Annotated in this window: 21 protein-coding genes; 10 read left to right on the top strand and 11 right to left on the bottom strand. The window is 63.5% G+C overall.

Annotation, left to right across the window (positions count from 1 at the left end; translation table 11 throughout):
* Positions 1–467 precede the first annotated feature (467 nt).
* Positions 468–836 (top strand): histone-like nucleoid-structuring protein Lsr2, encoded by a 369-nt coding sequence (locus tag ACLIVD_RS38615; RefSeq protein WP_491933235.1) that lies wholly within the window; start codon positions 468–470, stop codon positions 834–836.
* A 1,049-nt stretch (positions 837–1,885) separates the two neighbouring features.
* Here the strand turns inward: ACLIVD_RS38615 and ACLIVD_RS38610 are convergent.
* Both ACLIVD_RS38610 and ACLIVD_RS38605 read right to left on the bottom strand, forming a co-directional pair.
* On the bottom strand, positions 1,886–2,455 hold the full coding sequence (locus ACLIVD_RS38610) for a carboxylesterase family protein (protein WP_491933234.1): 570 nt from the start codon (positions 2,453–2,455) through the stop codon (positions 1,886–1,888).
* Positions 2,410–2,661, bottom strand: a complete 252-nt coding sequence (locus ACLIVD_RS38605; RefSeq protein ID WP_491933232.1) for a hypothetical protein — start codon at positions 2,659–2,661, stop codon at positions 2,410–2,412. Before ACLIVD_RS38605 ends, ACLIVD_RS38610 begins: the two co-directional genes overlap by 46 nt.
* A 310-nt stretch (positions 2,662–2,971) precedes the next feature.
* Between ACLIVD_RS38605 and ACLIVD_RS38600 the strand changes: the two genes are divergently transcribed.
* The 4 genes from ACLIVD_RS38600 to ACLIVD_RS38585 all read left to right on the top strand — a co-directional run bounded on the left by ACLIVD_RS38600 (position 2,972) and on the right by ACLIVD_RS38585 (position 7,055).
* Positions 2,972–4,030 (top strand): hypothetical protein, encoded by a 1,059-nt coding sequence (locus ACLIVD_RS38600; RefSeq protein ID WP_491933519.1) that lies wholly within the window; start codon positions 2,972–2,974, stop codon positions 4,028–4,030.
* A gap of 6 nt (positions 4,031–4,036) precedes the next feature.
* Positions 4,037–5,023 carry a hypothetical protein gene (locus tag ACLIVD_RS38595; protein ID WP_491933231.1) on the top strand — a complete coding sequence of 329 codons (987 nt, stop codon included), beginning with the start codon at positions 4,037–4,039 and terminating at the stop codon, positions 5,021–5,023.
* An 84-nt stretch (positions 5,024–5,107) separates the two neighbouring features.
* Complete coding sequence (locus tag ACLIVD_RS38590; RefSeq protein WP_491933229.1) at positions 5,108–6,400, top strand: adenylosuccinate synthetase; 1,293 nt, start codon at positions 5,108–5,110, stop codon at positions 6,398–6,400.
* A gap of 7 nt (positions 6,401–6,407) precedes the next feature.
* Positions 6,408–7,055: an NUDIX hydrolase gene (locus ACLIVD_RS38585; RefSeq protein WP_491933228.1), complete on the top strand. Its 648-nt coding sequence runs from the start codon at positions 6,408–6,410 to the stop codon at positions 7,053–7,055.
* A gap of 506 nt (positions 7,056–7,561) precedes the next feature.
* On the opposite strand, the gene ACLIVD_RS38580 is transcribed toward ACLIVD_RS38585, so the two are convergent.
* The gene (locus tag ACLIVD_RS38580) at positions 7,562–7,816 is read right to left on the bottom strand and encodes a hypothetical protein (RefSeq protein WP_095869611.1); all 255 of its coding nucleotides are present in this window, start codon (positions 7,814–7,816) and stop codon (positions 7,562–7,564) included.
* 410 nt (positions 7,817–8,226) lie between these two features.
* Positions 8,227–10,074 carry an RNB domain-containing ribonuclease gene (locus ACLIVD_RS38575; protein WP_491933518.1) on the bottom strand — a complete coding sequence of 616 codons (1,848 nt, stop codon included), beginning with the start codon at positions 10,072–10,074 and terminating at the stop codon, positions 8,227–8,229.
* Between the two features lie 1,071 nt (positions 10,075–11,145).
* Here ACLIVD_RS38575 and ACLIVD_RS38570 point away from each other — a divergent pair.
* On the top strand, positions 11,146–11,790 hold the full coding sequence (locus ACLIVD_RS38570) for a ScbR family autoregulator-binding transcription factor (protein WP_491933227.1): 645 nt from the start codon (positions 11,146–11,148) through the stop codon (positions 11,788–11,790).
* 540 nt (positions 11,791–12,330) lie between these two features.
* Here ACLIVD_RS38570 and ACLIVD_RS38565 read toward each other — a convergent pair.
* Entirely contained in the window at positions 12,331–12,543 is a 213-nt protein-coding gene (locus ACLIVD_RS38565) for a zinc finger domain-containing protein (protein WP_477924802.1), read from the bottom strand.
* Positions 12,544–12,940: 397 nt separating this feature from the next.
* On the opposite strand from ACLIVD_RS38565, the gene mihF reads away from it, so the two are divergent.
* The gene (mihF, locus tag ACLIVD_RS38560) at positions 12,941–13,258 is read left to right on the top strand and encodes an integration host factor, actinobacterial type (RefSeq protein WP_005564740.1); all 318 of its coding nucleotides are present in this window, start codon (positions 12,941–12,943) and stop codon (positions 13,256–13,258) included.
* A gap of 81 nt (positions 13,259–13,339) precedes the next feature.
* Here mihF and ACLIVD_RS38555 read toward each other — a convergent pair whose 3' ends face one another.
* Entirely contained in the window at positions 13,340–13,681 is a 342-nt protein-coding gene (locus ACLIVD_RS38555; protein ID WP_005564738.1) for a histone-like nucleoid-structuring protein Lsr2, read from the bottom strand.
* Positions 13,682–14,329: 648 nt separating this feature from the next.
* Here ACLIVD_RS38555 and ACLIVD_RS38550 point away from each other — a divergent pair.
* Positions 14,330–14,836 carry a helicase associated domain-containing protein gene (locus ACLIVD_RS38550; RefSeq protein ID WP_005564736.1) on the top strand — a complete coding sequence of 169 codons (507 nt, stop codon included), beginning with the start codon at positions 14,330–14,332 and terminating at the stop codon, positions 14,834–14,836.
* A 293-nt stretch (positions 14,837–15,129) separates the two neighbouring features.
* Here the strand turns inward: ACLIVD_RS38550 and ACLIVD_RS38545 are convergent, their stop codons facing one another.
* The 3 genes from ACLIVD_RS38545 to ACLIVD_RS38535 all read right to left on the bottom strand — a co-directional run bounded on the left by ACLIVD_RS38545 (position 15,130) and on the right by ACLIVD_RS38535 (position 19,054).
* Positions 15,130–16,239: a site-specific integrase gene (locus ACLIVD_RS38545; protein ID WP_491933226.1), complete on the bottom strand. Its 1,110-nt coding sequence runs from the start codon at positions 16,237–16,239 to the stop codon at positions 15,130–15,132.
* 254 nt (positions 16,240–16,493) lie between these two features.
* Positions 16,494–17,588 carry an integrase gene (locus ACLIVD_RS38540; RefSeq protein ID WP_491933225.1) on the bottom strand — a complete coding sequence of 365 codons (1,095 nt, stop codon included), beginning with the start codon at positions 17,586–17,588 and terminating at the stop codon, positions 16,494–16,496.
* Between the two features lie 1,118 nt (positions 17,589–18,706).
* Positions 18,707–19,054 carry a hypothetical protein gene (locus ACLIVD_RS38535; RefSeq protein WP_491933224.1) on the bottom strand — a complete coding sequence of 116 codons (348 nt, stop codon included), beginning with the start codon at positions 19,052–19,054 and terminating at the stop codon, positions 18,707–18,709.
* Positions 19,055–19,267: 213 nt separating this feature from the next.
* Between ACLIVD_RS38535 and ACLIVD_RS38530 the strand changes: the two genes are divergently transcribed.
* Together ACLIVD_RS38530 and ACLIVD_RS38525 are read left to right on the top strand one after the other, a co-directional pair.
* The gene (locus ACLIVD_RS38530) at positions 19,268–20,188 is read left to right on the top strand and encodes a ParA family protein (RefSeq protein ID WP_043792356.1); all 921 of its coding nucleotides are present in this window, start codon (positions 19,268–19,270) and stop codon (positions 20,186–20,188) included.
* Between the two features lie 925 nt (positions 20,189–21,113).
* Entirely contained in the window at positions 21,114–21,350 is a 237-nt protein-coding gene (locus tag ACLIVD_RS38525; protein WP_491933223.1) for a hypothetical protein, read from the top strand.
* Positions 21,351–21,581: 231 nt separating this feature from the next.
* Here ACLIVD_RS38525 and ACLIVD_RS38520 read toward each other — a convergent pair whose 3' ends face one another.
* Both ACLIVD_RS38520 and ACLIVD_RS38515 read right to left on the bottom strand, forming a co-directional pair.
* The gene (locus ACLIVD_RS38520) at positions 21,582–21,776 is read right to left on the bottom strand and encodes a hypothetical protein (RefSeq protein ID WP_005571223.1); all 195 of its coding nucleotides are present in this window, start codon (positions 21,774–21,776) and stop codon (positions 21,582–21,584) included.
* A 73-nt stretch (positions 21,777–21,849) separates the two neighbouring features.
* Entirely contained in the window at positions 21,850–22,707 is an 858-nt protein-coding gene (locus ACLIVD_RS38515; RefSeq protein WP_005571224.1) for a ParA family protein, read from the bottom strand.
* Between the last annotated feature and the right edge of the window lie 62 nt (positions 22,708–22,769).

Raw genomic sequence — 22,769 nt, 5'->3', positions numbered from 1 at the left:
CGCTGGTGAACCCAGCGGAGTTGACTCATACCGCCCGTGACCATGCCAGAATGAGATGGTCGGCGCAGGCGTGTTCGCGTAGGTTACGGGAAGCGCAGTAGTCCCGTATCACCCACACCCGGTGGGTCATCCGTCCTCGTCGATTGCCGCCAACCCCGACCGGGTCAACGAAGGCATTTCTCCGACGTCAACCGGATTGCGCGTTCAATTCCGGCCTGAACTCCGAGTGTGCTCGTCGCGATGTGCAGCGCGCGTGGGCATTGAGAATCGCCTCCCTGGCCTCGGCTACTTCCAACACCCCGACTTGGATTCGAGCTGACCCATGACGTACGAGGTTCTTTCCGCCAAGAATTTCCGTCCGATTTACCATTTTCGATGCATGCCGGGTGGAGTACCTCATCTTGACTGAAGCAAACAATGTGCAACGGACGTAGAGTGGGGTGCGTAAAAGTGACGAAGGAGTTGGAATGGCGCGCCAAATAGTTGTCGAACACGTCGACGATGTCGACGGAACGCCCATTGCGGAGGGAAAGGGCGAGACGATCGCCTTCTCTGTGAGTGGAATCGACTACGAGATCGACCTATCGGCGAAGAATGCGAAGGAGTTCCACAAGAGACTCGATCACTACATCGATCACGCCACGAAGGTGGGTGGCCGCAAGAATCGATCCGCGGGCACACTCACGTCAGGTGGTGAGGTCAAGCGGAAGCCTGCGCGGCGGGACCGTGACCATGTGCGGGCCGTGCGGGAATGGGCTCAGGAACAGGGCTATGACATTGGTGTCCGCGGGCGCATTCCTACCGAGATCGCGGAGGCGTATGACGCTGCTCATTGACGACCGAGCGCCGTTGTTATTTGAGTTCCACGGTCGAGTGAGTGGAATGGAGACTGAGGGGCAAGCGGCATTCGCAAGTGGCGTGTCGACGAGAGTCCCTGCACTAAATTTTGCTCCATGACCTGTCATCGACCTGAATGCCAGGTCTTGGAGCAACCTCGACCAATCCCTTCCCTCCCGAGGAATGACAAGACCATCAAGGGCCCCGATCTCCTTCGCGGCCTCTCGCCGAATTCGGCCACTTCTGACTGGCGTTATCGACAAATATAATTGTGATGCCTATTCGGCGAATCAGCGGCGTTGTTCTAGCGTCCACATGTCTACACCACCCCCCGCCACCACGTCACCCCCTGGTCTCCGAACCAGGAAGCGTTCGACCGGGCAGTGCGAGCCCTGGCATCTGCAGACCGCGTTCTGGTGGTCGGCAACGACGGATCGAGTCCGTCCACGGCCACGGGCAAGCCTCGGACCGGCCAGTCTCGCGAGGCGTAGTCCGCACAGGGCACAGGGGCGACGCCAGCCGAACCGACCACTCCCCCAGCTACTTTCGAACCACAGCCCGATCGTCGGAGCCTCGACGAGACCCTGACGGGCGTCACCCGGGGAGGCCGCGACCGGTTTGCCAATTCCCGAGTCGATCACACGGAGTGTGGAATCGCCGGGTCCCAGGCCATAGGCAGCCCCGGGTCGGGCTCGACCACGCCAGTGTGCGCGTACCGTCCCCAAATCCTGCGCAGCTTCTTGCCGAGCAGCCGACCTCGCCCCACTCAGCATCCCCGAGCATCGGAGAGCCTTCCCATGCCTTTCTTGTTCCGAGGAGCAACGGCAGCTCCACGCAGTGTGTTGCCCCGTAGCGAGACCCGCGGGGCCGCCAATCGAGGCGGTAGGTACACGCCCGAGCGCCTGCCTGGGCCAGGCGATCTCGGAATTCGCTCAGCGGCACAGCAAGCATTAGGTGCGTCATCGCGACCGTGTCGGGCCCGGGGCCCGTGAACGCCGACACATCGTCAGCATTCCAGCCGCAGATCACACCCAGATCCTGCAGGTTCTCACCGAAGCTCGCTCCCAGAACCGGGAGGGGGATCGGTGCCCGAGACTGGATAGAAGGGTGGCGCCCCGACCGCACCGGATTGTTCCGCCCATGCGGCCGCGGTCGTGCGTTGCGCATCCAGAAGTGCAGCCACACTGGCAGTTCGAGGATCTTGCCCCACCTTCTCTGCAAACATCCTTCCGACGTCCTCGGCCAACTCCCGCGGTCGGACGACGTCCGGTCCCGGACCGCTTTGCATGATCGCGCGGGTGAACAGCCCGCACGTATCCGGGATCTTCATCAGCAGCCGGATCGAGACCGCGCCGGCGGACTGGCCGAAAACAGTCACATTGTCCGGGTCGCCTCCGTACCCCGCGATGTTCGCCTTCACCCAACGTAAAGCCTCCACCTGGTCGTAGAGCCCGAGGTTGCCACTGCTGACACCGTCCAGGGACAAATACCCGAACACGCCAAGTCGATAGTTGACGCTGACCACTACGACGCCGGCTTCCGCAGACATCGAGCTGCCGTCATACCAGTCCATCAGGCCCGCACCGCTGTTGAACGCGCCGCCGTGGAGGAAGACCATGACCGGCCGGGCGTCGGCCGCAGATTCGCCAGCTTGACCTTGCCGTGGGCAACGAACGCCAGCACACTTTCGGTCGTGACAGGATGCGCGAGCACGCTGGTATTGACGACGCTCGACCGGATAGTTGTGTCGGCACGAAGTGTCGCAACGACGGCCAATCCTTGATCGGCGCGATCGAGCTCGAAAATGTCCTGGAGCGCAGTCACCGGTTGACCTCCGAATCGCTTTGCTCGCAGTTGGCGAGTCAACTTCACCTCTACCGTCACCTCCCCAGAGGGGAAGCAGCCTGAGTCGCTGCCCAGTATGGGCTATCCGAACGAACAATGACGGTGAAGAACTCGTTTAGTTCACACCAACCGAGAACGACTCCAGACAGCTGGAATCGGTCACAAGCAATGTCGATCGATGGCCGCCTATGTCGGTGGAACTCACGAGTTGCGTCGCCCCGATCCCCGCCCACTCAGATGGGGATTGCAATTCCTTGTTTTAGTCACATAGACTAAAAGTATGAAAACGATGCCGGAGGCGCTCGGGGTCGTCGGCGCGGCGATCGTGCCGAGCGACCTGTTCGGCCCAATCACCCACGACCCGGCCGCTCAGCGCGCTGCCCGTCGGCGATTCCACCGGCTGTCGGTTCTGATTCACCCGGATCGGGTTGATCCCGCGTACGCCTCCCGCGCCGCAGCAGCATTCACGCACGCGTCCGACCTGTACCGCCGCTGGCAAGCTGCTGCGTCCAGCATGAATTCGGCCACGGCGATCGTGTTGAACGGCAGTCGCGGCTCCTACCGAATCGGGACTCGACATGCCCGTGGTTCGATCGCCGACCTGCACCATGCCACCGACAGCGGCGGCGCAGGCGTGGTGATCAAGGTTCCCCGCAGTGTCGCCTCGAACGCTCTGATCGACGCGGAACGGGCGGCGCTCACTGAGATCGCGGCGTCCGCCGAGGGCGGGAATGATTGGTTGCGCGCGTACTTCCCGCAGCTGATCGACCACCTCACCCACGCAGACCCTGTGACCGGCGCCCGGCGGCAGGTGAACGTGCTGGACTCGCTGACCACTGGATTCGTCACCCTCGCCGAGGTCCGGGCTGCATACCCGGGCGGGCTCGATCCGCGGGATTGGGTGTGGATGCACCGGCGTCTGCTTCGGGCTCTTGCCGCCGCGCATCGCGCCGGGTGGGTGCACACCGCGGTGACCGCGGACAACGTGCTCATTCACCCTGAGCGGCATGGAGTGGTACTGGCCGGGTGGTCGTTCGCCACCCGCCCAGGCACGGTTCCGCTGGCGGCGATCCCCTCTCTGCGGGTGCACTATCCACCGGAAAGTTCCGCCGGCTCCCCCGCAACCCCGGCCTGGGATGTATTCATGGCCCATCAGTTGATGCTGACCATGCTCGCCGACACGGCCCCGGACCGCCTGCGCGCGTTCGCATGCGGCTGCATGCAACCACAACCTGGTCTGCGACCTGACGCCGTCGATCTGCTCGACGAGTTCGACGACCTGCTCGACACGCTTTACGGGCGGCGACGCTTCCGCCCGTTCACCATGCCCACCACGAAAGGACAGTGATCCACCATGGGATACGGCAAGTGGGATGACGACACCTACACCGCGGCCAAGACGTTCCGCGCCGCCCGCGGCGTCGACGATTTCGGCTACACCAGCGCCCTGTACGCACGGCCGAGAGACCAGTGGAAGGCCGATCCGACCCTGGATCCGCTGGGTGTGACCGTGCGGGAATGCCGGGATTCGGCCGGGCACCCCGAGTCGCTACCGATCGCCGTGCTCTTCGACGTCACCGGTTCGATGGGCGCGGTACCGCGGATCATGCAGGACAAGCTCGGTAAACTGCACGGACTGCTGCAGCGCAAGGGGTATGCCGACGACCCGCAGATCCTGTTCGGCGGCATCGGGGACGCCGACTCCGACCGAGTGCCCCTGCAGGTCGGTCAATTCGAGTCCGGCAACGCTATGGATGAGCAACTCCGCACCATCTTCCTCGAAGGCAACGGTGGCGGTCAGAAGTCTGAAAGCTACGAGCTGGCCGCATATTTCATGGCGCGGCACACCGCCACCGACGCGTGGGACAAACGCGGCCACAAGGGGTACCTGTTCATCATCGGCGACGAGCTGAACAAGGCCCGACTGTCGGCCCGGCACGTGCGCGCGGTGATCGGCGACGACCTCGACCGCGATGTCACCGTCGAGTCGGTGTACCGGGAACTCGAACGGCGGTGGAACGTCTACTTCGTACTGCCGAATCAGTCGGCGTACTACCACGATCCCGAGATCGCGGACCACTGGCGGCAGCTATTCGGGGAACGGTTCCTCAAGCTGGACGACCCGGGCGCGGTGTGCGAGCTGATTGCTTTGACGGTCGGCATGGGCGAGGACCGCATCGACCTCGGTGAGGGTCTGGCGGACCTGCGTGACGTCGGATCCGCCGCCGAAGCGGACACCGTCGGTCACGCGCTCGCCGTCCTCAGTGCGGCGCGGGCCCCCGTCGCGGTGAGTCCGCTGCCGATCGATCCGGCCGGCAGCGACGACGTGTCCTTCACCTGACACCCGTTCGGGAGGCGGGGCATTCGATCCCGCTTCGGGTGCGAGCCCCGCCTCCCGACGCCCCCTTCTACGACAGGAGATCCCATGACCACGGTGTTCGGTGACCGCGACATCATCGTCGTCGACCTGGGCTTCGGCGACGCCGGTAAAGGCGCGACCGTCGACTGGCTCTGCGCACCGGACGCCGGCCTCGACGTCGCAGCCGTCGTCCGGTTCAACGGCGGCGCACAGGCCGCGCACAACGTCGTCGTTGACGGTTGCCACCACACCTTTTCCCAGTTCGGGTCCGGGACCTTCTCCGGCGTTCCCACGGTGCTGTCGAAGCATGTCCTCGTCGAACCGATCGCCCTCGCCGCCGAGGCCCGCGCCCTGGCCGCGCTGGGTGTGCCGAATCCGCTCCAGTTACTGCACATCGACGCCCACGCGCTTCTGACCACCCCGATCCACGTGGCCGCCAACCGCGCCCGCGAGGATGCCCGCGGCGACGGCAGGCACGGCTCCTGCGGCAAAGGTATCGGCGAGACCGCCGCCTACGCCCTCGACCACCCGGACGCACCCACCGTCGGGGACTGCCACCGCCCAGCGGTTCTGCGCGCCAAGCTCGCCGCGATGGCCGACCACTACCGTCACCTGGTCTCCCCCAGCGTGCACCGGTGGCCCGACCTCGACGACATGGTCATCATGTACTCCGAATTCGTGGCCGCGGTCCGGATCACCGACGACGGTGATCTCGCCGCCCTCGCGGACGGAGGGCGCCTGGTTTACGAGGGCGCACAAGGAGTGCTACTCGACGAGTGGCGCGGGTTCCACCCACACACCACCTGGTCCACCGTGGAACCGAGCAACGCGCGCGCACTCTCCGCCGAGCACGGCCGCGACAGCCACGTGCTCGGCGTCACCCGCACCTACACCACCCGGCACGGTGCAGGGCCGATGCCCACCGAGAACCCGACACTCGGTGCGGTCCTGCCCGAACTGCACAACGGCACCGGCAGCTACCAGGGCACCTTCCGGATCGGGGACCTCGACGAGGTACTGATGCGGTACGCGACAAAGGTATGCGGCGGGGTGGACAGTCTCGCCGTCACCCACCTCGACGCCGTCACCCGTGCCGCAGCGGCCGGCATCCCCCTCCGTAGCGCACGCCGGTACCCCGGCGTCGGCGACCTGCTGCCGCTCGGGCCGTGGAAGGACCTCACGCATCAACAACACCTCACCGACGTCCTGTCCGCACTCACGCCCGACACAGTCGAGTTGCCGACACATCCGGCAGACGTCGCGGCGCACCTCGGATCGCTGGTCGGCGCACTGGTGGTGCTCACCTCCGACGGTCCCAGTCGGGCCGCTCGTCGCGTCCGAGAGCCTGCTGTCGCATGATCACCGTATGGAACAGTCATCGGTCTCCGTCGACGTGGTCGCTCTCCGGTTCGGCAATCCGGAACCCGGCTCGCTGCGCTACGGCGTCGCGCCCCGCCGCTGGGAGCCGTACACCGGGCAGACGGCCCTGCCCGGTGTCCTTCTCGGCGCCGGTGAACGCCTCGAGACGGCTGCCCGCCGCGCCGTCACCATCAAGCTCGGTATCCCGGACGACGCGATCCTGGCCGTGGGACAGCTCGAGGTGTTCGACGAACCCAGTCGCGACCCACGCGGGCCGACCCTGTCCATCGCCATGTGGGCCGTCATCACCGCCGACAACATCACCACGGACCCGCCCGCCGCGACGCAGTGGCGCGGCTTCGACGAACACGGCAACCTCGCCTTCGACCACGACCGCATCGTCGCGGCAGGACGCCGCATCCTCGCCACCAGCCTCCTCTGGCGGGACGCAACATTCACCCGGGCCCTCCTCGGCGCAGAATTTCCCGCCACCCACGCCGTCACGGTCACCTCTGCCCTCACCGGCAGCCGGCCCGATCAAGGCAATCTCAATCGCACGCTCAAGGCGATACCTGGACTCGAACGTACTGACGAGCGCGTCCGCGTGCAGGCCACCGGCCGACCGGCAGTCGTATGGCGTTGGAAAACAACATAATTGACACTCTCACGGACGCCGTGCCACTTGCGCACCGAGCGGGGCTACCGTCCCTGACGTCGGTCGCTGACGCGAGCATAGACGTAGCAACGAGTCTGGTCGCAGCTGTTCGGGGTCAGGGCTCGGATTCGACACCTCATACCCTGTCACCGGGTACTGCTCGGTGTCTCGTTCGATCTTTGCCGCATGCGGTGACGCCCGTTTGTAGTACCAGTCGGGATTGGTCCATATACCATCTGTGCGCCCTCGAAAGCGCCGTGTCGCACTCGTTCCCGTGAACTGTCTACTGCGACAAAATGAGCCATCGCGGAGGAGCTGGAAAATTCAGTCGAACAACGAATCTTTCTCAGGTTCGTGGGTGGGTCGGTGACGACAGATCCCGAGGTGGTTGGGAGGGCGTATGGAGGGTCGGAACGTTCCCCGTCGTGGTTCGGGATGATCTTGGGGAAGCAGCACCGACTCGCCGGTGCGACCGTTCCCGACCACCTCGTCAGTGGTGCTGCCGGCTATTCGGAGTCTGCCGTGCCGATATCGACCGTGAGGTCCTCGGTGTCGACGAAGACCAGACGGCCGTCGTCAAGGGCGACCGCCCACCTATGGACAGGTGCCCAATCGTGGCCGCGTCCAGCGGTGTCGGTCAGTTCGGCGTAGTCCTCGACGATCACGCCTGTCGCTGCCTCAGACGGCCTACGCACCAGCACCCGGGTGCCCACGCGCATCGCATCAGGTGACGCCGACTTCTTCTCGCTCTCTTCACTCATGGACTGCACCTTTCTTCGGCTGCCCCTCGGAGCATAAGCATGACCTATCCGCGCCCACCAGACGAACTCACAACCACCGGCCGATCTGTGCTCAGGCTATGTGGGTTCACACCTGCGCCCGCCGCGCAGGTGGCGAGCTGGCATGCGGCTCGCCCATGGACCGCGTTGCGGTCGGATTTCTCCGGGGCGACGCGCAGGGTAATTCGATGTTCCGCGGGTACTCCCGACCTACGCTGCACAGCGGGCTCGACGGTCCCGGTGGCAGCCAGGCCCAACGACCAGCGCTCCCCTTTCGCTGGCCGGAGGGCCGCTCGCCGCCGAGGCATCAAGAACTCGCCCCGCCCGTGGCCACGGCGGCGCCCACAAAGTCTTTATCGAAACGGACACTGACCGGGTGGGTGAGCTTCGGTTTACCGGTGTGATCGGGCTGGAGACGTCTCGTCGAGAAGCGAATCGACAAGGTCCGCTGCCGCGGTGGTTCTTGCGAGATTCTTTGTTGTCCCGCTGCCGGTTGCTGTGTGCTCCAGGTAGCGGACTTCGCAGGTGAAAACCGGCGCGTGGGCGGCGCCCTCCATTCTCACGGCCCACTGTGGGGAGGGATGGCCGTGGTGTTCGGCATGGCTGATCACCCAGGCGATCGGGTTCTTCTGCGCTCGCTCCCGCCGTCTCGATGCCTGGCCCGAATCCAAGTCCATGGGTCCGCTGCGCGCTGATGCCGGCCGCGCCCGTACCCCTGCATGCGTGGTGCTCGGGGGCACCGGCTGCGGATCGTCCCGCAGCGGGGAGCCGACCTCCGGATGGCTCTCCCCTGCCGCGACGGCCATCGTCAGGCCCCACGCTGCGTCCTGCTCGGCTCGCTTCTTACTGCCCGCGGTGGCCCACGGCCCACAGACCTGACCCACCCGGAATCGGGCCGCGAACACCGGTGTGTGCGAGGGCCCGCGGTGATCGCCGTCGATCTCGGGCCGGTGCAGGTCCGGGTGCGCCTGCAGCCACATCGACACCACACTCGGCCCGAACTCCGGATGCGCCCGCGATGCCCAGTCGAAGACCTCACGTCGGATCGGCGCCCAATTCTCCCCGGCTTCGAGCAACGTCACGATCGCGGTCACCGTCACGTCGTCGGTCTGCACTCGGCGGCGCAACTCGTTGACCACGTCACCGATCGGGTCACGTGCTGTTGCAGCCGCGAGCACCTTCGCCCACCGCTTCGAGTCGAGTACCGCGAGTTCGCCGGCGGCGACGACCTGCGCGGTCACCTTTCGATCACGTGCCTTGAAGTGCGCTGCCTTCTCTTCCCGGTCCGCTGCGATACGCCGGTTGATATCGGCGGCGAGGTTGCCGAGTTGCTCGCTCGTGTACGGGGCCGGAGCGGAGTCGAGGTGGGCGAAGATCACCCGCTGGGTGATCAGGTCCGACACCCGGCGCAGCGGCGACGTTGCGTGCGTGTACGCCGCCAGCCGGAGCCCGTGATGGCCGTGCACCGTCGGGGCGTAGGTGGCAGCACGATACGACGATTGCAGACGCGAACGCAGCTTCTCGAACAGCACTGGATCGGTCATCGCCACCGCGACCTCCGCCGCGAGGTCCTCGGTGCTGCCCGCGGTCACCGCGCTGCGATGATTGCGGAACAGGACCGGAAGGTCCTCTTGCACACACCACATGGCGATGGCCTCGTTGGCTGCGATCATCAACTCCTGCACGATGACATATCCCACCGTGCGCACGTCCAGTGGGATCGGCGCGATTCCCCCTTCCTCGGTGGAGCCCCAGCCGTGCGCGAGATCGTAGAGGGCGAAGACACCGGACCTGCGACGTCCCTGGAGCAGCACCTGCGCGGCGTCATTCGCGGCTCGCACGCCCTCGTGTAGCGGGTCGTCGACCGAGCCGAGGATTTCGGTGATCTGCGCATGATCGACCGCGATGCACCTACCGGCCGGCACCCGCCCGCGATCGACGCTCACCCCGGACACCACCCCGTCCGCGGACAGATCTGCTAGTACCCGCAGCGTGGACCTCTCCGCTGTCTCGGTCAATGTCGCCGCCTGCTCGGTGTCGCGGCCAAGCATCGGCACCGTCCGACGGGACAGATACTTCGATTCACGGCGCAGGAATGCCGTCGCATCGGCGTCGGAACCTAGGGCCACGACGTCCGCGACCCCGGCGATGTGCACCTCCAACTTCCAACCCGAACCGTCGGCGAGTTCGGTCACCGCGAACGCATCATCGCGATCGAGGGCCTCGGACCGATCCACCATCAACAATGGCACACCACTATTGGACACTGCGCCTCCTCAACCAGAAATCGGCAGCGACACTGCACCAGAAACCATCAGTACCAGCGACGGACATCAGTGTCGATCACCTCTTCCCTTCGACACGCCCACCGATCCAGCGGACTTGCGGCTACGCCGCCAACGCCCTGTTGAGGCAGCTTTGTCCCCGCCCACCGTGGTGTCCCCCACGCCCCTGGTGCCGGTCTCGTGCCCCTGAGTACCCGTTGCTTCCGGATCTGACGACCACCGAAACGGGGGCCGCGTTGTACGGGAGCGTCTCCAGCGTGCACGAACACGCCCGACCAGCACGAACAAGACGATCACCTCGCTCAAAAGCGTAGATCTGGTCTAACACCCGGGCCGACAACCTGACGCGAGGCGCGCCGTGTATTCGGTGAGAGTTCACATTGCCCCCTACCTGCCAGTGGACCTGCGCGGCCGAGGTCCACCCAACCCTGCGCCCCGTCACCGTCTCCTCCGCCCGGCTGGCCGCTGGCCACCGCGGATGGAAAATGCTGTCGCTGAATCGAAGTCGGTCATGACTGTTTTATCGGCGGATCCTACGAATGTGCCCGAACCGCGAGCCGCAGTGGCATATTTCTGAGTATGCCCAGGTACCTGGTAACGCTCGATGATGGAACATCGAGCGAGAAGACATTCGAATCAGACTTTCACGCGATTAACGAGACGCACCGGCCCCATCCACCCCGGCGCGGCATCGCCCAGATCGACCGCTACGACAAGGACGGAACTCGGTTCCCTGTGTGGCCATCCTCCCCCACCAAATCCGGCTGACACGCTTCTCTCCTCGGCCTCGACGGCAGGTGGACGCCGACTGATCAAATCGCCCGTGCCGACATCTTGCCGACTTCTCGGCAACGAAGCCGACTCGCCCGGCGACGTCCCTGGGCGAGTCGGCGCCACCCGCGCACCGGAGACAGCCTTGCCGGAGAATCCCTTGCGCAGCGAAAATAGGACATTTGTCCAGTTTTACAAACTAATACCAACCTGTAGGTTTGATATGAACCAGTGGGAAATGCAGAAGGGAACGCCTTGCAGAAGCGTGCAATCGCTACGCGGCAGGCTGTAGTGGCCGCCGCGGCTGAGGTGTTTAACCGCCTGGGTTACGTGAAGGCGGGCCTACAGGAGATCATCGCCGAATCCGGGGTGACGAAGGGTTCACTGTACTTCCACTTCAGCTCGAAAGAACAGTTGGCACGGGCAGTTATCGACGAGGGCTGCGCAAACCTCGAATCGGCATGCTCTCAACAATTCGACTCCCGCACACCAGCTCTGGAAACGTTGATCGGGATCTCGTATGTGATGATCGACCCGTCGATCCACGACGACCTGGTATTGGCCGCATTCCGCCTTCTCAACGAGATGGGCGACTTCCGGGGCACCGGGAACGTGGTCTTCGATCAATGGATCTCGACCTACCAGGCATTGGCGGCAAGGGCAGTCGAAGAAGGCGACTTCCGCGCGGACACAAATCCGGATGAGGCGGGCCGTCTGCTGCTGGAGATGGCATTCGGCACGCGTCTACTGGCAGCGGCAACCGACACACTGAGGGAACTGCCTGAGCGTATGACCACCGCGTGGAAGGTTTTCCTGCCCGGGCTAGTCGACGACGCGAAAGTCGACTACTTCTCCCAGTTCGCCGCTCGTCGGCTATCCTCCTACCTCGTGCCCTCCTAGCGAAACGCGTCACCCGGTCGACCAGGTGCGGACCCGAACCCCACCTCCGTCCACTGAAAGGGACAACGGCGCCCGACCTACCCCGGGTGCCCAATTAGGACCATCGCCCCGAGCATCTGCTCGTCGAGACGCTATGGGCGGCAAAGCATCGCCATCGCCGGATGGCTGCTGTCGCAACCATGCGTGCCGACAGTTCCATACTTGTCCAACAGCGTGTTGGACAAATACGTGGGTAGGGTAACCAGCATGTCGTCGCAGTCTGCACGGTAGTTACTTGGCGGCTGCGTCGCCGCGCGATGAACGCCCTTTCCTTCAAGTCGGTGAGGCGGACGCCAGTCGATTCTCGGTGGGGACGAGTTCGCGGACATTCGCGTGCAGGATTCGTAGGTGTATTTTGGCCATCGCCAACGGAGCGGTGGCCCCGGCCAGTAGCGGACGACGTTGTTCCAGCGGCCCGTACTAGGCAGGAGCCAGATGGTCGGAGCATGCTGGTCGTAGGATCCTCTGCACCAGCCGCCGCGTCGGATTGAGGGGCGCATTTCACCCGTCGCGGGAGCCCCCAAGCTCGCCATCATCACGCTTCGACTCGGAACTACTATCTGGAAGCCCCTCCGGGTCAGGCCATTTAGCGAGTTTCACGCGGTGAAGGCAGGGGATCTTCCGCACGTACCCGTCCTTGGTGACACACCGTTCACCAATGCCTACGCGGCAGTGCGGACAGGGGATATGAGCAACGAACTCGAATGGATCCATCACTCACCTCCACGACCATTACCTCGTATGACGACTACGACCGACCATGGCGAATCATGCCGCACCGACACACACGCCACCACCGACACCATTGCGCAATCCATCCGAGCGCACGAAACTGAGGAACCTTCGGCCGCCCCTCCTAACGCCGGCACGGATGTGGGTAGCACGCCGCCCCCGTGCTCATGCCGCCGAAGTATCGAGAAGCGACTCTGCGACGATGACCACCCAGACGACGTATTCTTCGAATACACCGTCGCCCACATCCGTAGACGTAAGAACAGCCATCCGGAGGTCGGTCCCAACCGCTCAAGACGCGGACATGTCCGTTCCACCTGGCACGATGGCAAGGGACAGCCGCACGATCTGGCCGAACAACGCAACAAGGAGCACCATCATGGCACTGCCTGTCTTAACACCCGAACAACGCGCCGAAGCACTGGCGAAGGCCGCTGAAGCACGCAAGGCGCGTAGCGAACTCCTCTCCGCAGTGAAAGCTGGAGACCTCAGCGTCGAAGCGGTACTCACGAAGGCCGAAACAGACGAAATCGTGAAGAAGACGAAGGTCTCGGCGCTGCTCAAGGCTCTCCCCGGCGTCGGATCCGTGAAGGCCGCGAAGCTCCTCGAGGAACTGTCGATCGCCGAGACCCGTCGTATCGGCGGACTCGGAGCCAACCAGCGCCAGGCACTGATAGAAGCATCGTCCGCCTCCTGACCTTGGAACTGCCACAGCCTCCGACCAACTCGAAGTGAGCTGGCTGGAGGCTGTTTGTCGAATTCGCGCAAAGGCGTGGACTCAGTGAGCGGCGCTGTACGCTTCCTCGATTTGAGCGGGGATACGTCCGCGCGCGGACAGCTGATAGCCCTCCGTGGTCGCCCATTCCCGAATTTCCTTTGCCCGCTTGCGCCCCTGCGACGTTTCTACTGAAGGAGTCGACCGACGCTTCCTTCCGCCGACTCGAGTTGCGTGCTCGATGTAGTAGGTAAGAATACTGCGGAATTCCCTGGCGTTCTTGTCCTTCAGGTCGATCTCGCAGTCGACGCCGTCGACAGAGAACGCAATCGTCTCCCCGTTACCGTTCTTGATCGGAGTTCCGTCGATGTCGTCGATGCATTCGACAACAATCTTGCGCGCCACTATTCCACTCCTTCATCGTCGATAACCCGGGGAACACTACTGCGAAGTAATGTTCCCCTGCCACTCCGTGACAGGTTTCGAACAGAACACCGATAATTCCAGCGTTGAGTAGGGCGGCGCGGTCACTGCCCACTCGGCATAGGTCCCGGCTCACAACTCGCATTGCACTGGAGCCGCGAAAATTCAAGCAGTCCACATCCCGCCGACGGCAGGGCCTCTGGTTCACGGGCATGCGCGCAACCATGATGCCCCACCGCCAGCTGATGCCCCTGGACCTACGCGGCCTGAACACCAACCGCGACAATTAATCCCCGATAGCGAGATGTCATATTCTCGGCGGGCGCGGACCTTCGGAGCCCGCGAGGAGCAACAACATGCGGCCATCGCGAGGATCCCTCGGATGTCCACACAGCTCAACAGGACCCCGAACTAAATGAATGCGACACTTCCATCCCGCTGATGCGAACGGAGGGAATGCCTTCGGCCGTCTCACTGAGGACGACTGCAAAAGGACACGATCGGACAATCTGGTGAACAGATGCTCGCCGACAGTCCGGTGGTCGCCTCACCTCGATCTGGGTGATTTTCATGACACGCGGTCGATGTGGTTGACATCGCTGAAGAAGAAGCTATGTACTTTACAAATATATGGATTCCACAGAAGGACTGATCTCGATGCGTACTCACCGGTCCGCAGCCTCGGCGCTGGAGCTGTACTCAGCGTTCCGGCAACAACATCCTCACACAGCGATACCCGAGAACTACGTAACTGAATGTGGCTTCCAGCTCGGTCGCTGGCAGTACCGCCAGCGCGTCGCGCGAATGCTCGGCACTCTTCCGGCAGAGCGCATTCACCAACTCGATTCAATCGGCTTCGTATGGAGCGAAGACGACGCCCCACTACCCGCGGTCACCCGGACAGACAGCAAGCGACGTCGAATGCTGGCCGAGATCGCCGCTTACCGTGAGCAGCATGGCAATGCACTCGTTCCCGCGAACTATGTCAACGCTGACGGCGAGCAGGTCGGTCAGTGGCTCTACCGGGCAGTGAAGAAGTGGAGAGCCGATGCGCTACCAGATGAAGAGCGTGGCCCACTCGCCGCACTTGGAGTCTCTCCCGGTCCCCGCCCGCGCGGACCGAGAACCGCAGCTTAGCCACCGATCCCGACCCAACAGTCCCTCCGTCTAACGGACATAGAGCAGTCTCTGCATCTTCGCAGTATGCCCATTGCGGAGGTCCTTAGAAATCCAGGTGCGGGAATGGTCGTACGCCATCCGCGTGCGCGGTCGGACGTTCCCGCGCCGTGCAATACGTACGCCCGTATTGCACGGCGGAATCCTCACCCACCCTCAAACCTCTCGGCGAAGGACACTGTTCAGCGTTCACTCACTGGGACAGGACTGCCCTACAGGGTCTTGTGCATTCCCGGCGGTCGCACCGCCCGCGACTACACCAGGCCCATCTGCGCGAGCAGCTCCTCAGTGCGACTTAGGATCGCGTCGGCCTTCCGATCGATATCCTCGAACGCCTCGGCGAGGTCTCCCAATGCCCGGACATCCGCATACTTCCGAGCGATAGCCGCCTCATACTGATCGGCAAGTGTGTCCGGGCCGAACGATGTGAAGTCCATCCCGTTCTCGGAGCCGTCGACACAAGACGAGGACACCTCATCTTCCACCTCGACATCGGCAAGCCTGTCCGTCGGATCGGAGCGGGTATGACTCGCCGAAGTGGCTCCCGTCAGATGCGCAGTAACGATCGCCGTGACCGACTTGCCGGACACCCCGCGGCGATCGCGGCGGAGTGCGGCGAAATGTCCCCACTGATCGAAGCTCGGCAGCAGGGGCCCGTCGTGACCCTCCCGCAGACCCGGCAGCTTCCCGTAGGGCTCCACTGTGTCATCGGCGATTTCATGAACACTGGCAAGACTTCGAGCGAGCACTCGGTTCGAGGGGTAGCGATCGAAGAACGCCTGAAGGCGTGCCCATCTCAGGTAGATCGCGACAGGGCAGCACTGAGGGTCGTCCGCTAATGGGTGCAGCTCCACAGCGTGTCCGGCGCCGACGGTCACGATACTCCCGTCATACGTGACGTCGCTCCGTTGAAGGTCCCCCACCTCGGCCGCGGACATCCCAACAATGCAGTTGAGCACCAGGATGAGCGCATCCCTTCGACCAAACAGTCCTTGTGGCCAACCGACAGTTGGCAGCGTCAACAACGCCCTGCGTACGGTGCGAGAGAGATCGTCGCGTCTACCTGCACGTGCTGACAGAACTTGGCGGATCACTCGAGCAGACCCAGGCGTGGGGTACCCACTGGCGTTGTGCACCCAATTGATCGCTGCGACACGGCGCCGTTGGGTGGACTGAGCCGCCGGATGCTCGTCAAGGAAGCTCGCGAGGGCAAGGGGATCAGCGGGGAGCGCCGACGCCGCCAGCGCAGTACACCAATCAGCGAACAGAGCCCAATCGTATCGGTACTGTGCACCCTGACCCTGGTGGGGAAACAGCGCAGAAAAATCCTGCACGCCTTTGATTTCCGACTGCGCGAACGTCACAGTACGAGGCTATGCAATACGATGCCGCCGATCACGCGCCCGAGCCATGTGTCCCCCAGAGAGTTCTCTTCCCGAGTCGGCCTGCTGCCCCCGCCGCACGTTCGGCCTCGTCCCCCGGGCCAGCCGCGCAACGGACGAAGAACTGCAACCGCGTGCTCACCAAAGCCCCGCCCTCTGTCACCTTCGCTCCCAATAGCGAGATCGGGCCCGGAGCCCAACTCTTCTTACGCTCGCTCCCAAGACCACTCACGACACTAAGCCGTGCGGCGCAAAGATCGGCAGCGCTGCGAGTCGTTGTCCAGGCGCTCCGCAGCAGAGCCGGCCCGCAACGACTCTCCCCCTACCCTTTCGACGAACTCGTGGGAATGGCCGGCAAGGGCTGCGCGCCGCCGTATCGCGGCATGAATTGCAGCGCCCGAGAGCGCGCCCGAGTTTATGTTGCCGTTCGCACGGATCGCACGGAAAACCGGTAACGCCGGATCCTGGACAACTGGCGCTGCGGAAAGGCAGACGTGGCCTTCGAACTCCTCGTGTTGGTGGAGCAACCGAATCACACCTGGACGACCGAAGCCGTCGACAGCCGAAACCACCTCGAGCCAGCGCCTGTAGGCACACGGCGCGCACATTGTGTGATCCCGCGATGACTCGACATGGTTGATCAAGCCATCGACCAGACCCCCGTGCGGACCTGGAATCTGGACGCGAAGATCCCCGTCTCCGCACTGGGCCACGTCGGCAATGGTGAGCATGGACAGCTCGCAGCGCCGAAGTGCCCCCGCGAAACCCATGAGCAACAGTGCGCTGTCACGGCGCTCGCGCGCACGCTTGACCCATGTCGTCGCGTCACGACGGCTCGCATCGACAATTCCTTCGAGCTCGCCGATACGAAGTGGGTGCGCCCGTTTGGTTGGGCGGTCACCGTTCTGCTTGTACGCCCTTCGCGCGTTCGCGAGCACGTCTTTGACACACTGCGACCGACCGGGCAGGGGCAATCCAGATGCGCGGTGCCAATAGTTGATGGACGCCACCCACCGACTCAATGTCGCAATGGAGTACATCCGATCGCCCACCTCGGACCGCGTCTCCGCGCTCTCACGCACATAGGCGGCGACAGCACGAGGATCGGTCGGCATCAATGAAATTTCACGGGGCGCACACCAACTCGCGAACCTAACCCAGTCCTGCCGGTAATTTCGTGCAGTGCTTGCAGATTGCAGCCGGTCGAGTTCGGCGACGATTCGATCGTCAACTCCCGACAGCGACTCCGTCGCGTCACCGCCCGACGGAACGGTAGGCATGGCCTCCGCTGACGTCGAGCTTGCAGGGCGTGACACATCGTGATTGCTCACGTGCACATCATTCCAGGCGTAGCGGTCGTTTTCGTGGATCCGCCACGCCGTGCCGTGCTGGCACAGCTGCGGACGCGATGTTCTCGTTTGCCGGATGTGGTGATGCACGGTGCATCACCCCGGTCGCGCGGCCGACTGAAGCGGACCCCGCTCCCCACACCCTCACACGACCACCCCTGACGCTCCCTCCTGCGGGTGATGCAACCCGAGGCAGCTCCCCGCAACAGTCGATCGCAACTTCCATTGCTCGAATGGCGCCTATACTCTTGGAAGAGGTCCTGACCTGGGGACTCTTCCTCACATCGAGTGCTGAGCTCCTTTTAGCGTGGGTCTGATAACAGATTGTGGAAGTGACTGGACCTAGCTACTTGCCTTCGCCGTTTCCGCAGAATACTTACCGCTCGCCGAGGGGCAGACGGGCCTAGATCCCGCTGCTAGAAACCACACCGAAACCGCTTGACCAGGCATTTCGTTGCCATCAGACGTGATGGCTGCGGTCAGCATGACTTGTGCAACGGTTCCCCATTTTGCGCCGGCACGCGATAACTGGTTGGAGGCACTGCGCCGACGGCTTTGCGCTCATTGACGATGACGTGACGAATGCCTTCGGCCCCGCTTCTCGCTCCGAGCTATCAAGACCCGTTTGCAGGCGTCCCTTCTACCGAGACTGGGGCCGTCAATTATCTCGAAAGTGATAGGACAGCCCCTTCCCGGCGTTTCGTCAAGTGACGTAACACTGGGTGGGTGTGCCGGCGGGCTAAATGTGGGCTGGTTCCAGGCGTGGCCGCGCACCTAAGAGCGGATTCCAGGCGTTACTCGGCGACACTCTTCACCGATCGCCCCGGCCAACCAGAGACCGCAGTGGCGACCATGCTAATGGCCATTGGTATGGCCTTGCATATGGCCTTACATGAGTTGTTCATGGCAGCTGAATCCAGGAGTTGAACATGGACGCCAATCGCGCTCTTGGTGGTGCACCGAAGGCCAGCCGGGCCCCCCGCTCCCCCGGCCCGGGTATGCAGCAACGAGAGCTATTTCCCCCTCTGAACAGGAGGTTTATGGCTCCGCGCTTCACGAGAGGCGCCAGGCCACCTTCGGCTGACAGCAAGACCAGGTTCCTACCTCGCCACTCCGTGTCGGGGAACGACCCACCGTGGCACCGAATGGTCGGTGTCGAGCAGGCAGAGACCACTCCCCCACCGCGCAGATTCGGCAACAAGAGAACTAATTTCGCCACTTGGTGAACCGTTCACGTCTGCCAATCTGAAAGAACAAAATACCCTCTGAACTGCTCGTATATCTATGGCCTTAAATATGGCCTTGGCAACGTCCTTAACAAACACCGTGATAACCGCCGGTGACATGATCGTCACAGTCACCTTGTTTATGCCCTGTACTACCACCACCGCAACCACCTTAACCATGCCCAGATACACCGCCCTCGAATAGGCCCTGTACACGAACATCAACCCGACCTTTCGCAAGACGGCCCATGAGGCCACTGTCAACACCGTTCACAAAGCCCTTTACCAAGACCTGTTGCGCAACCTTTCCAACCACCATTGAACAGGCGTGGGTAATAGCCTTAGAAACGGCGATACTCATGACGTGTTGCACCCCCTTAGACAGGGGCGTGTCGTTGGCCATCTAGGAGACCGGCCAGCCGTACCGTGCTATGCATGTCACCAACGCAGCCCCCGCGCAGTGTGCTCATCGCCAACCAAAAGGGCGGTGTCGGCAAAAGCTCGATCGTCGCAGCGGTCGCAGGCATGGTCTCAGCCGCCGGACGCCGGGTACTCGTCGTTGACGCGGACCAGCAGGCAAACGTCACAGCCTCCGATCTCGGAGTTGAGGGAGACCGCGGGAAGGGCCTCAGCATGGCCCTTCAGTACGCGCACCCGCTCGAACCCACCCGAGAGGTCCGACCGAACCTCGATCTCATCCCCGGAGGACCGGCACTCGCGGTGATCGGCGCGATCGCAGCGACCGCCGCCCAATCAGGAATGGATCTGCGGGGCAACCTCGTGTCCACCCTCACCGAATTGCAGTCCGTCGAACACTACGACCTGATTCTGATCGACTCGGGCCCCGGAGACGCCCCACTGCTCGACGCACTGCTGGGTACCGCGCGGTACCTCCTCGTGCCGACCAAGGACGACGATGCAAGCCTGTCGGGAGTGGAGCTCCTCGCGGCCCGCTACCTTCGCGCACGGGAGAACGGTTCCCTCATCCAACTTCTCGGTGTCGTTCTCTTTGACGCGAACCCACGCGCGACAGCGCGGAACCGTGAAGTTTTCGAGCAGGTTGAGGACCTGCTCGAAGGTAGCGGCGCTGCTCCGTTCGAAACCTTCATTCGCTCTGATCGTGCAGCCGCCGTCGATCTCCGGATCCGTCACCTGACCCCCGCGGAACTGGTCGCCGCCGCCGAGGATCAACTGAAGAATCGGATCCAGCGGCTGCGCGACAAGAAGCGCCTTGGAGAGCGTTTGTGGTCCCGAGACCCGTCCGGTCTCGCGAGTGACTACCAATCCCTTACCCGAGAAGTTCTCAGCCGGTTGGCGTCGGCGGAGAAGGACGAAGTCTCCGGGGGAGTGGCGTGAGTGCACGACGCCGGAAGGCCGCGTTCGATCCCGGAGCTCTTGGAGATCTCGACGATTTGCTCCCCACGCTGAGCATCGTCACCGAAACGGTCGACGAAACGACTGCCCCGCAGTCCGCACCCTCATCGGACGACCCAGAAAGCGATGCAGCGGCCACCGTACCGGAACCGTCACCCGCAGCGTTGCCCGATCCCCCCGAGTCGGACGACGCGTCGCCAGAATTGCCGAACGCTGAAACTGAAGCCCCCCAACTGCAGTCCGAGGCTTCGAAGCCGGTCGTTGCGCCCCGTCGGAAACCCAAAACACGCAGCGACAGCAGCACGGTGCCGATCCGGACCGCCCCTCCTGAGGTCTATCTCCCCCCGGCGGTATACACCGCACTGCGCCAACTCACGCTCGAGGAAAGACAGCGTGACCGCGCAACGGCGCGTCCCTATGGGCAAGTAGTCCTCGACGCTGTTGAGAGGCACGCCGGCGAACTTCAACGCCACTGGAGCGCCGCAGAACCTCAAGCAAGCGCTGGACTGTTCAAACGGCGCGAGGCAGGTGCGCAACCGCGCCGCCGACGGCACAGCGAGATTCAAGCTCGTGTGCCTCTTGCCGGGATCATCGCCTCCGATACCGCCACACTCGATGCTCTAGCCGAAGAGTGGTCCGCAGGTAGCCGTAGCGCGCTGGTCGAACACGCACTCCGCCTCTATTTGGACGTCAGACCAGACTGAATAACGGCAACCGCACCAGGACACGCGCGAATCGATAATCGAACGGAGCGGGGAACCGGGGGAGGGGCGTCCAGTCGTGGAGAGAGCCATCGTCGCCTCAACAAAGTGGCGGTGGCGTCCCCAGCCCATCGGACACCAGATCGCACGCGGACCCTCCGGGAAAAGGTCGTCACTGCGGACACCCGTCCCGATATGGTGACGCGGTGGCCGAAACAACGTTCTCCCGAGACACGATCGTGGGTCTGGTCGCACTCCTCACGGTCGGTCTCGCGGCACTGGTGCCCGGCCTCTCGCTGGGCTGGAAATGGGTCAGTGGCCAGGGCAGCACGTCGGTTACGGCGATCTTGATTCTGATCCTTCTGATCTTCGGCGGCAGTGCGGCAACGGCGTACGCATGCCGTGGACTCTGGAGCCGCTTCCGTCGTCCAACACACGATTGACTGCACCGTCCGGCACGGCACGATCAACGCGGGAAGGGGACAGCCCAGCCCTATCGATCGTGGCGCCGGAACCGCGCCGCCGCCACACCGAATTGGCTCGCGACCCTCGCTTGGTAGCCCTCGCTTGCTAAGACGATCCAGCAGAGGGCTTACCGCCGCGGCGATTGCATCGACGGCTTGTCACAGGCCCTTCCGCCTACCTCTAGAGCTCTCCACGCCACCCGCCTTGCCTCACACCGCCTTACCAGGCTCCAACGGCTCGGCGTCGGGCTGAATCGCGCGACCATCGTTGTAGGTCTCGGCAATCACTCTCAGTTGCGCTGCGAACGCCTCCTGCGTGAACTGCATAAGCGAGTACGGTCGCCCGGTCTTGCGACGCACGAGGCGTACCGCGGCCCGGGCGAGCGCGTGCAGATCATGGGGCACATTGACTGTGCTCGTCCCACGTGAAGGCCTCATGTGCCGCCCAACATCGTTCACCACAGGTGGCCTCCAGTCCCTACGCGACCACTGCCCGTTGTCCGAACAGCCCCAGCTTCTGCATGTGAGTCAGCGCAGCTCGGTAGTCGCTGGTGACCGTCTTTGCCCTGTAACCGTAGATCGGCACCGGAACATAGTTCGTGTAGGCCTCATCCACGATGCTCGCGCGACGGATCGGGGGCGTCACCCTGTCCTCGTATTCGCTCAGCAGATCGTCCATCTGCTCACGGTAAACGTCGCCGATCGGGGGGACTGCGCAGGGGACGATGGACAGCAGCGGAACGTCGACGCGGTAGGTCCGCTTGATCTTCCGCAGTTCCTGCTCCAACGCCGGGATGCCTTCGTTCTCCTTGCCGGAGGGCTTCGTGCATGTGATCAGGCCCCACGATCCGTACGGCCCTTCCTCATCGACGGTTGTCGCGAGGATGCCGGCGATCACCAGAACATTCAAGGAGCCGGGGGAGTCGATCAAGGTGACGTCGACAGGATCCGCTTCCTCGAGGGCGTCACGCAGATGAAGGACACCACCGGTTACTGCGGGCAGCTCCACGATCAGCTTGTCGAGTGTGTCACGAGCGGCGGGGACGATTGTGAGGTTGGGGATCTCCTCGTACACGGGTTGGTCGGCTTCGTCGTACCCCCGCAGCACCCGCGCTGGGCGTTCGACTTCCTTGATCGAAGCGTTGCGCCGGAGGACGTCGGCGGCGGTCTTGCCGGAGGCTTCCGGGTATCCGAGCCAGGTGCTTGCGTTTGCCTGACTGTCCATGTCGAGAACTCGGACGCGGTATCCGTCCTGGGCGAGCAGCGTGGCGGTCGAGGTGACCGTTGTGGTTTTGCCGGCACTGCCGGACAGGGTTGCTACTGCGTAGGTAGCCACGGGAACTCCTTGCGGTTTGAAGGTTCTGAATTCGTTGGTGTCCGCTTATGGGTGATGCACGG

The sequence above is a fragment of the Rhodococcus sp. G6(2025) genome (assembly GCF_058628105.1).
The sequence above is the reverse complement of the archived record's forward strand: the minus strand, read 5'-3'. Positions and strand labels throughout refer to the sequence as shown.

Coding starts and splice junctions, on each gene's coding strand:
- mihF (WP_005564740.1), top strand. CDS start 12,941: ATGGCACTGCCTGTCTTAACACCCGAACAACGCGCCGAAGCACTGGCG.
- ACLIVD_RS38585 (WP_491933228.1), top strand. CDS start 6,408: ATGGAACAGTCATCGGTCTCCGTCGACGTGGTCGCTCTCCGGTTCGGC.
- ACLIVD_RS38575 (WP_491933518.1), bottom strand. CDS start 10,074: ATGGTGGATCGGTCCGAGGCCCTCGATCGCGATGATGCGTTCGCGGTG.
- ACLIVD_RS38565 (WP_477924802.1), bottom strand. CDS start 12,543: ATGGATCCATTCGAGTTCGTTGCTCATATCCCCTGTCCGCACTGCCGC.
- ACLIVD_RS38530 (WP_043792356.1), top strand. CDS start 19,268: ATGTCACCAACGCAGCCCCCGCGCAGTGTGCTCATCGCCAACCAAAAG.
- ACLIVD_RS38580 (WP_095869611.1), bottom strand. CDS start 7,816: ATGAGTGAAGAGAGCGAGAAGAAGTCGGCGTCACCTGATGCGATGCGC.
- ACLIVD_RS38600 (WP_491933519.1), top strand. CDS start 2,972: ATGCCGGAGGCGCTCGGGGTCGTCGGCGCGGCGATCGTGCCGAGCGAC.
- ACLIVD_RS38615 (WP_491933235.1), top strand. CDS start 468: ATGGCGCGCCAAATAGTTGTCGAACACGTCGACGATGTCGACGGAACG.
- ACLIVD_RS38535 (WP_491933224.1), bottom strand. CDS start 19,054: ATGTTCGTGTACAGGGCCTATTCGAGGGCGGTGTATCTGGGCATGGTT.
- ACLIVD_RS38595 (WP_491933231.1), top strand. CDS start 4,037: ATGGGATACGGCAAGTGGGATGACGACACCTACACCGCGGCCAAGACG.
- ACLIVD_RS38590 (WP_491933229.1), top strand. CDS start 5,108: ATGACCACGGTGTTCGGTGACCGCGACATCATCGTCGTCGACCTGGGC.
- ACLIVD_RS38610 (WP_491933234.1), bottom strand. CDS start 2,455: ATGGTCTTCCTCCACGGCGGCGCGTTCAACAGCGGTGCGGGCCTGATG.
- ACLIVD_RS38550 (WP_005564736.1), top strand. CDS start 14,330: ATGGATTCCACAGAAGGACTGATCTCGATGCGTACTCACCGGTCCGCA.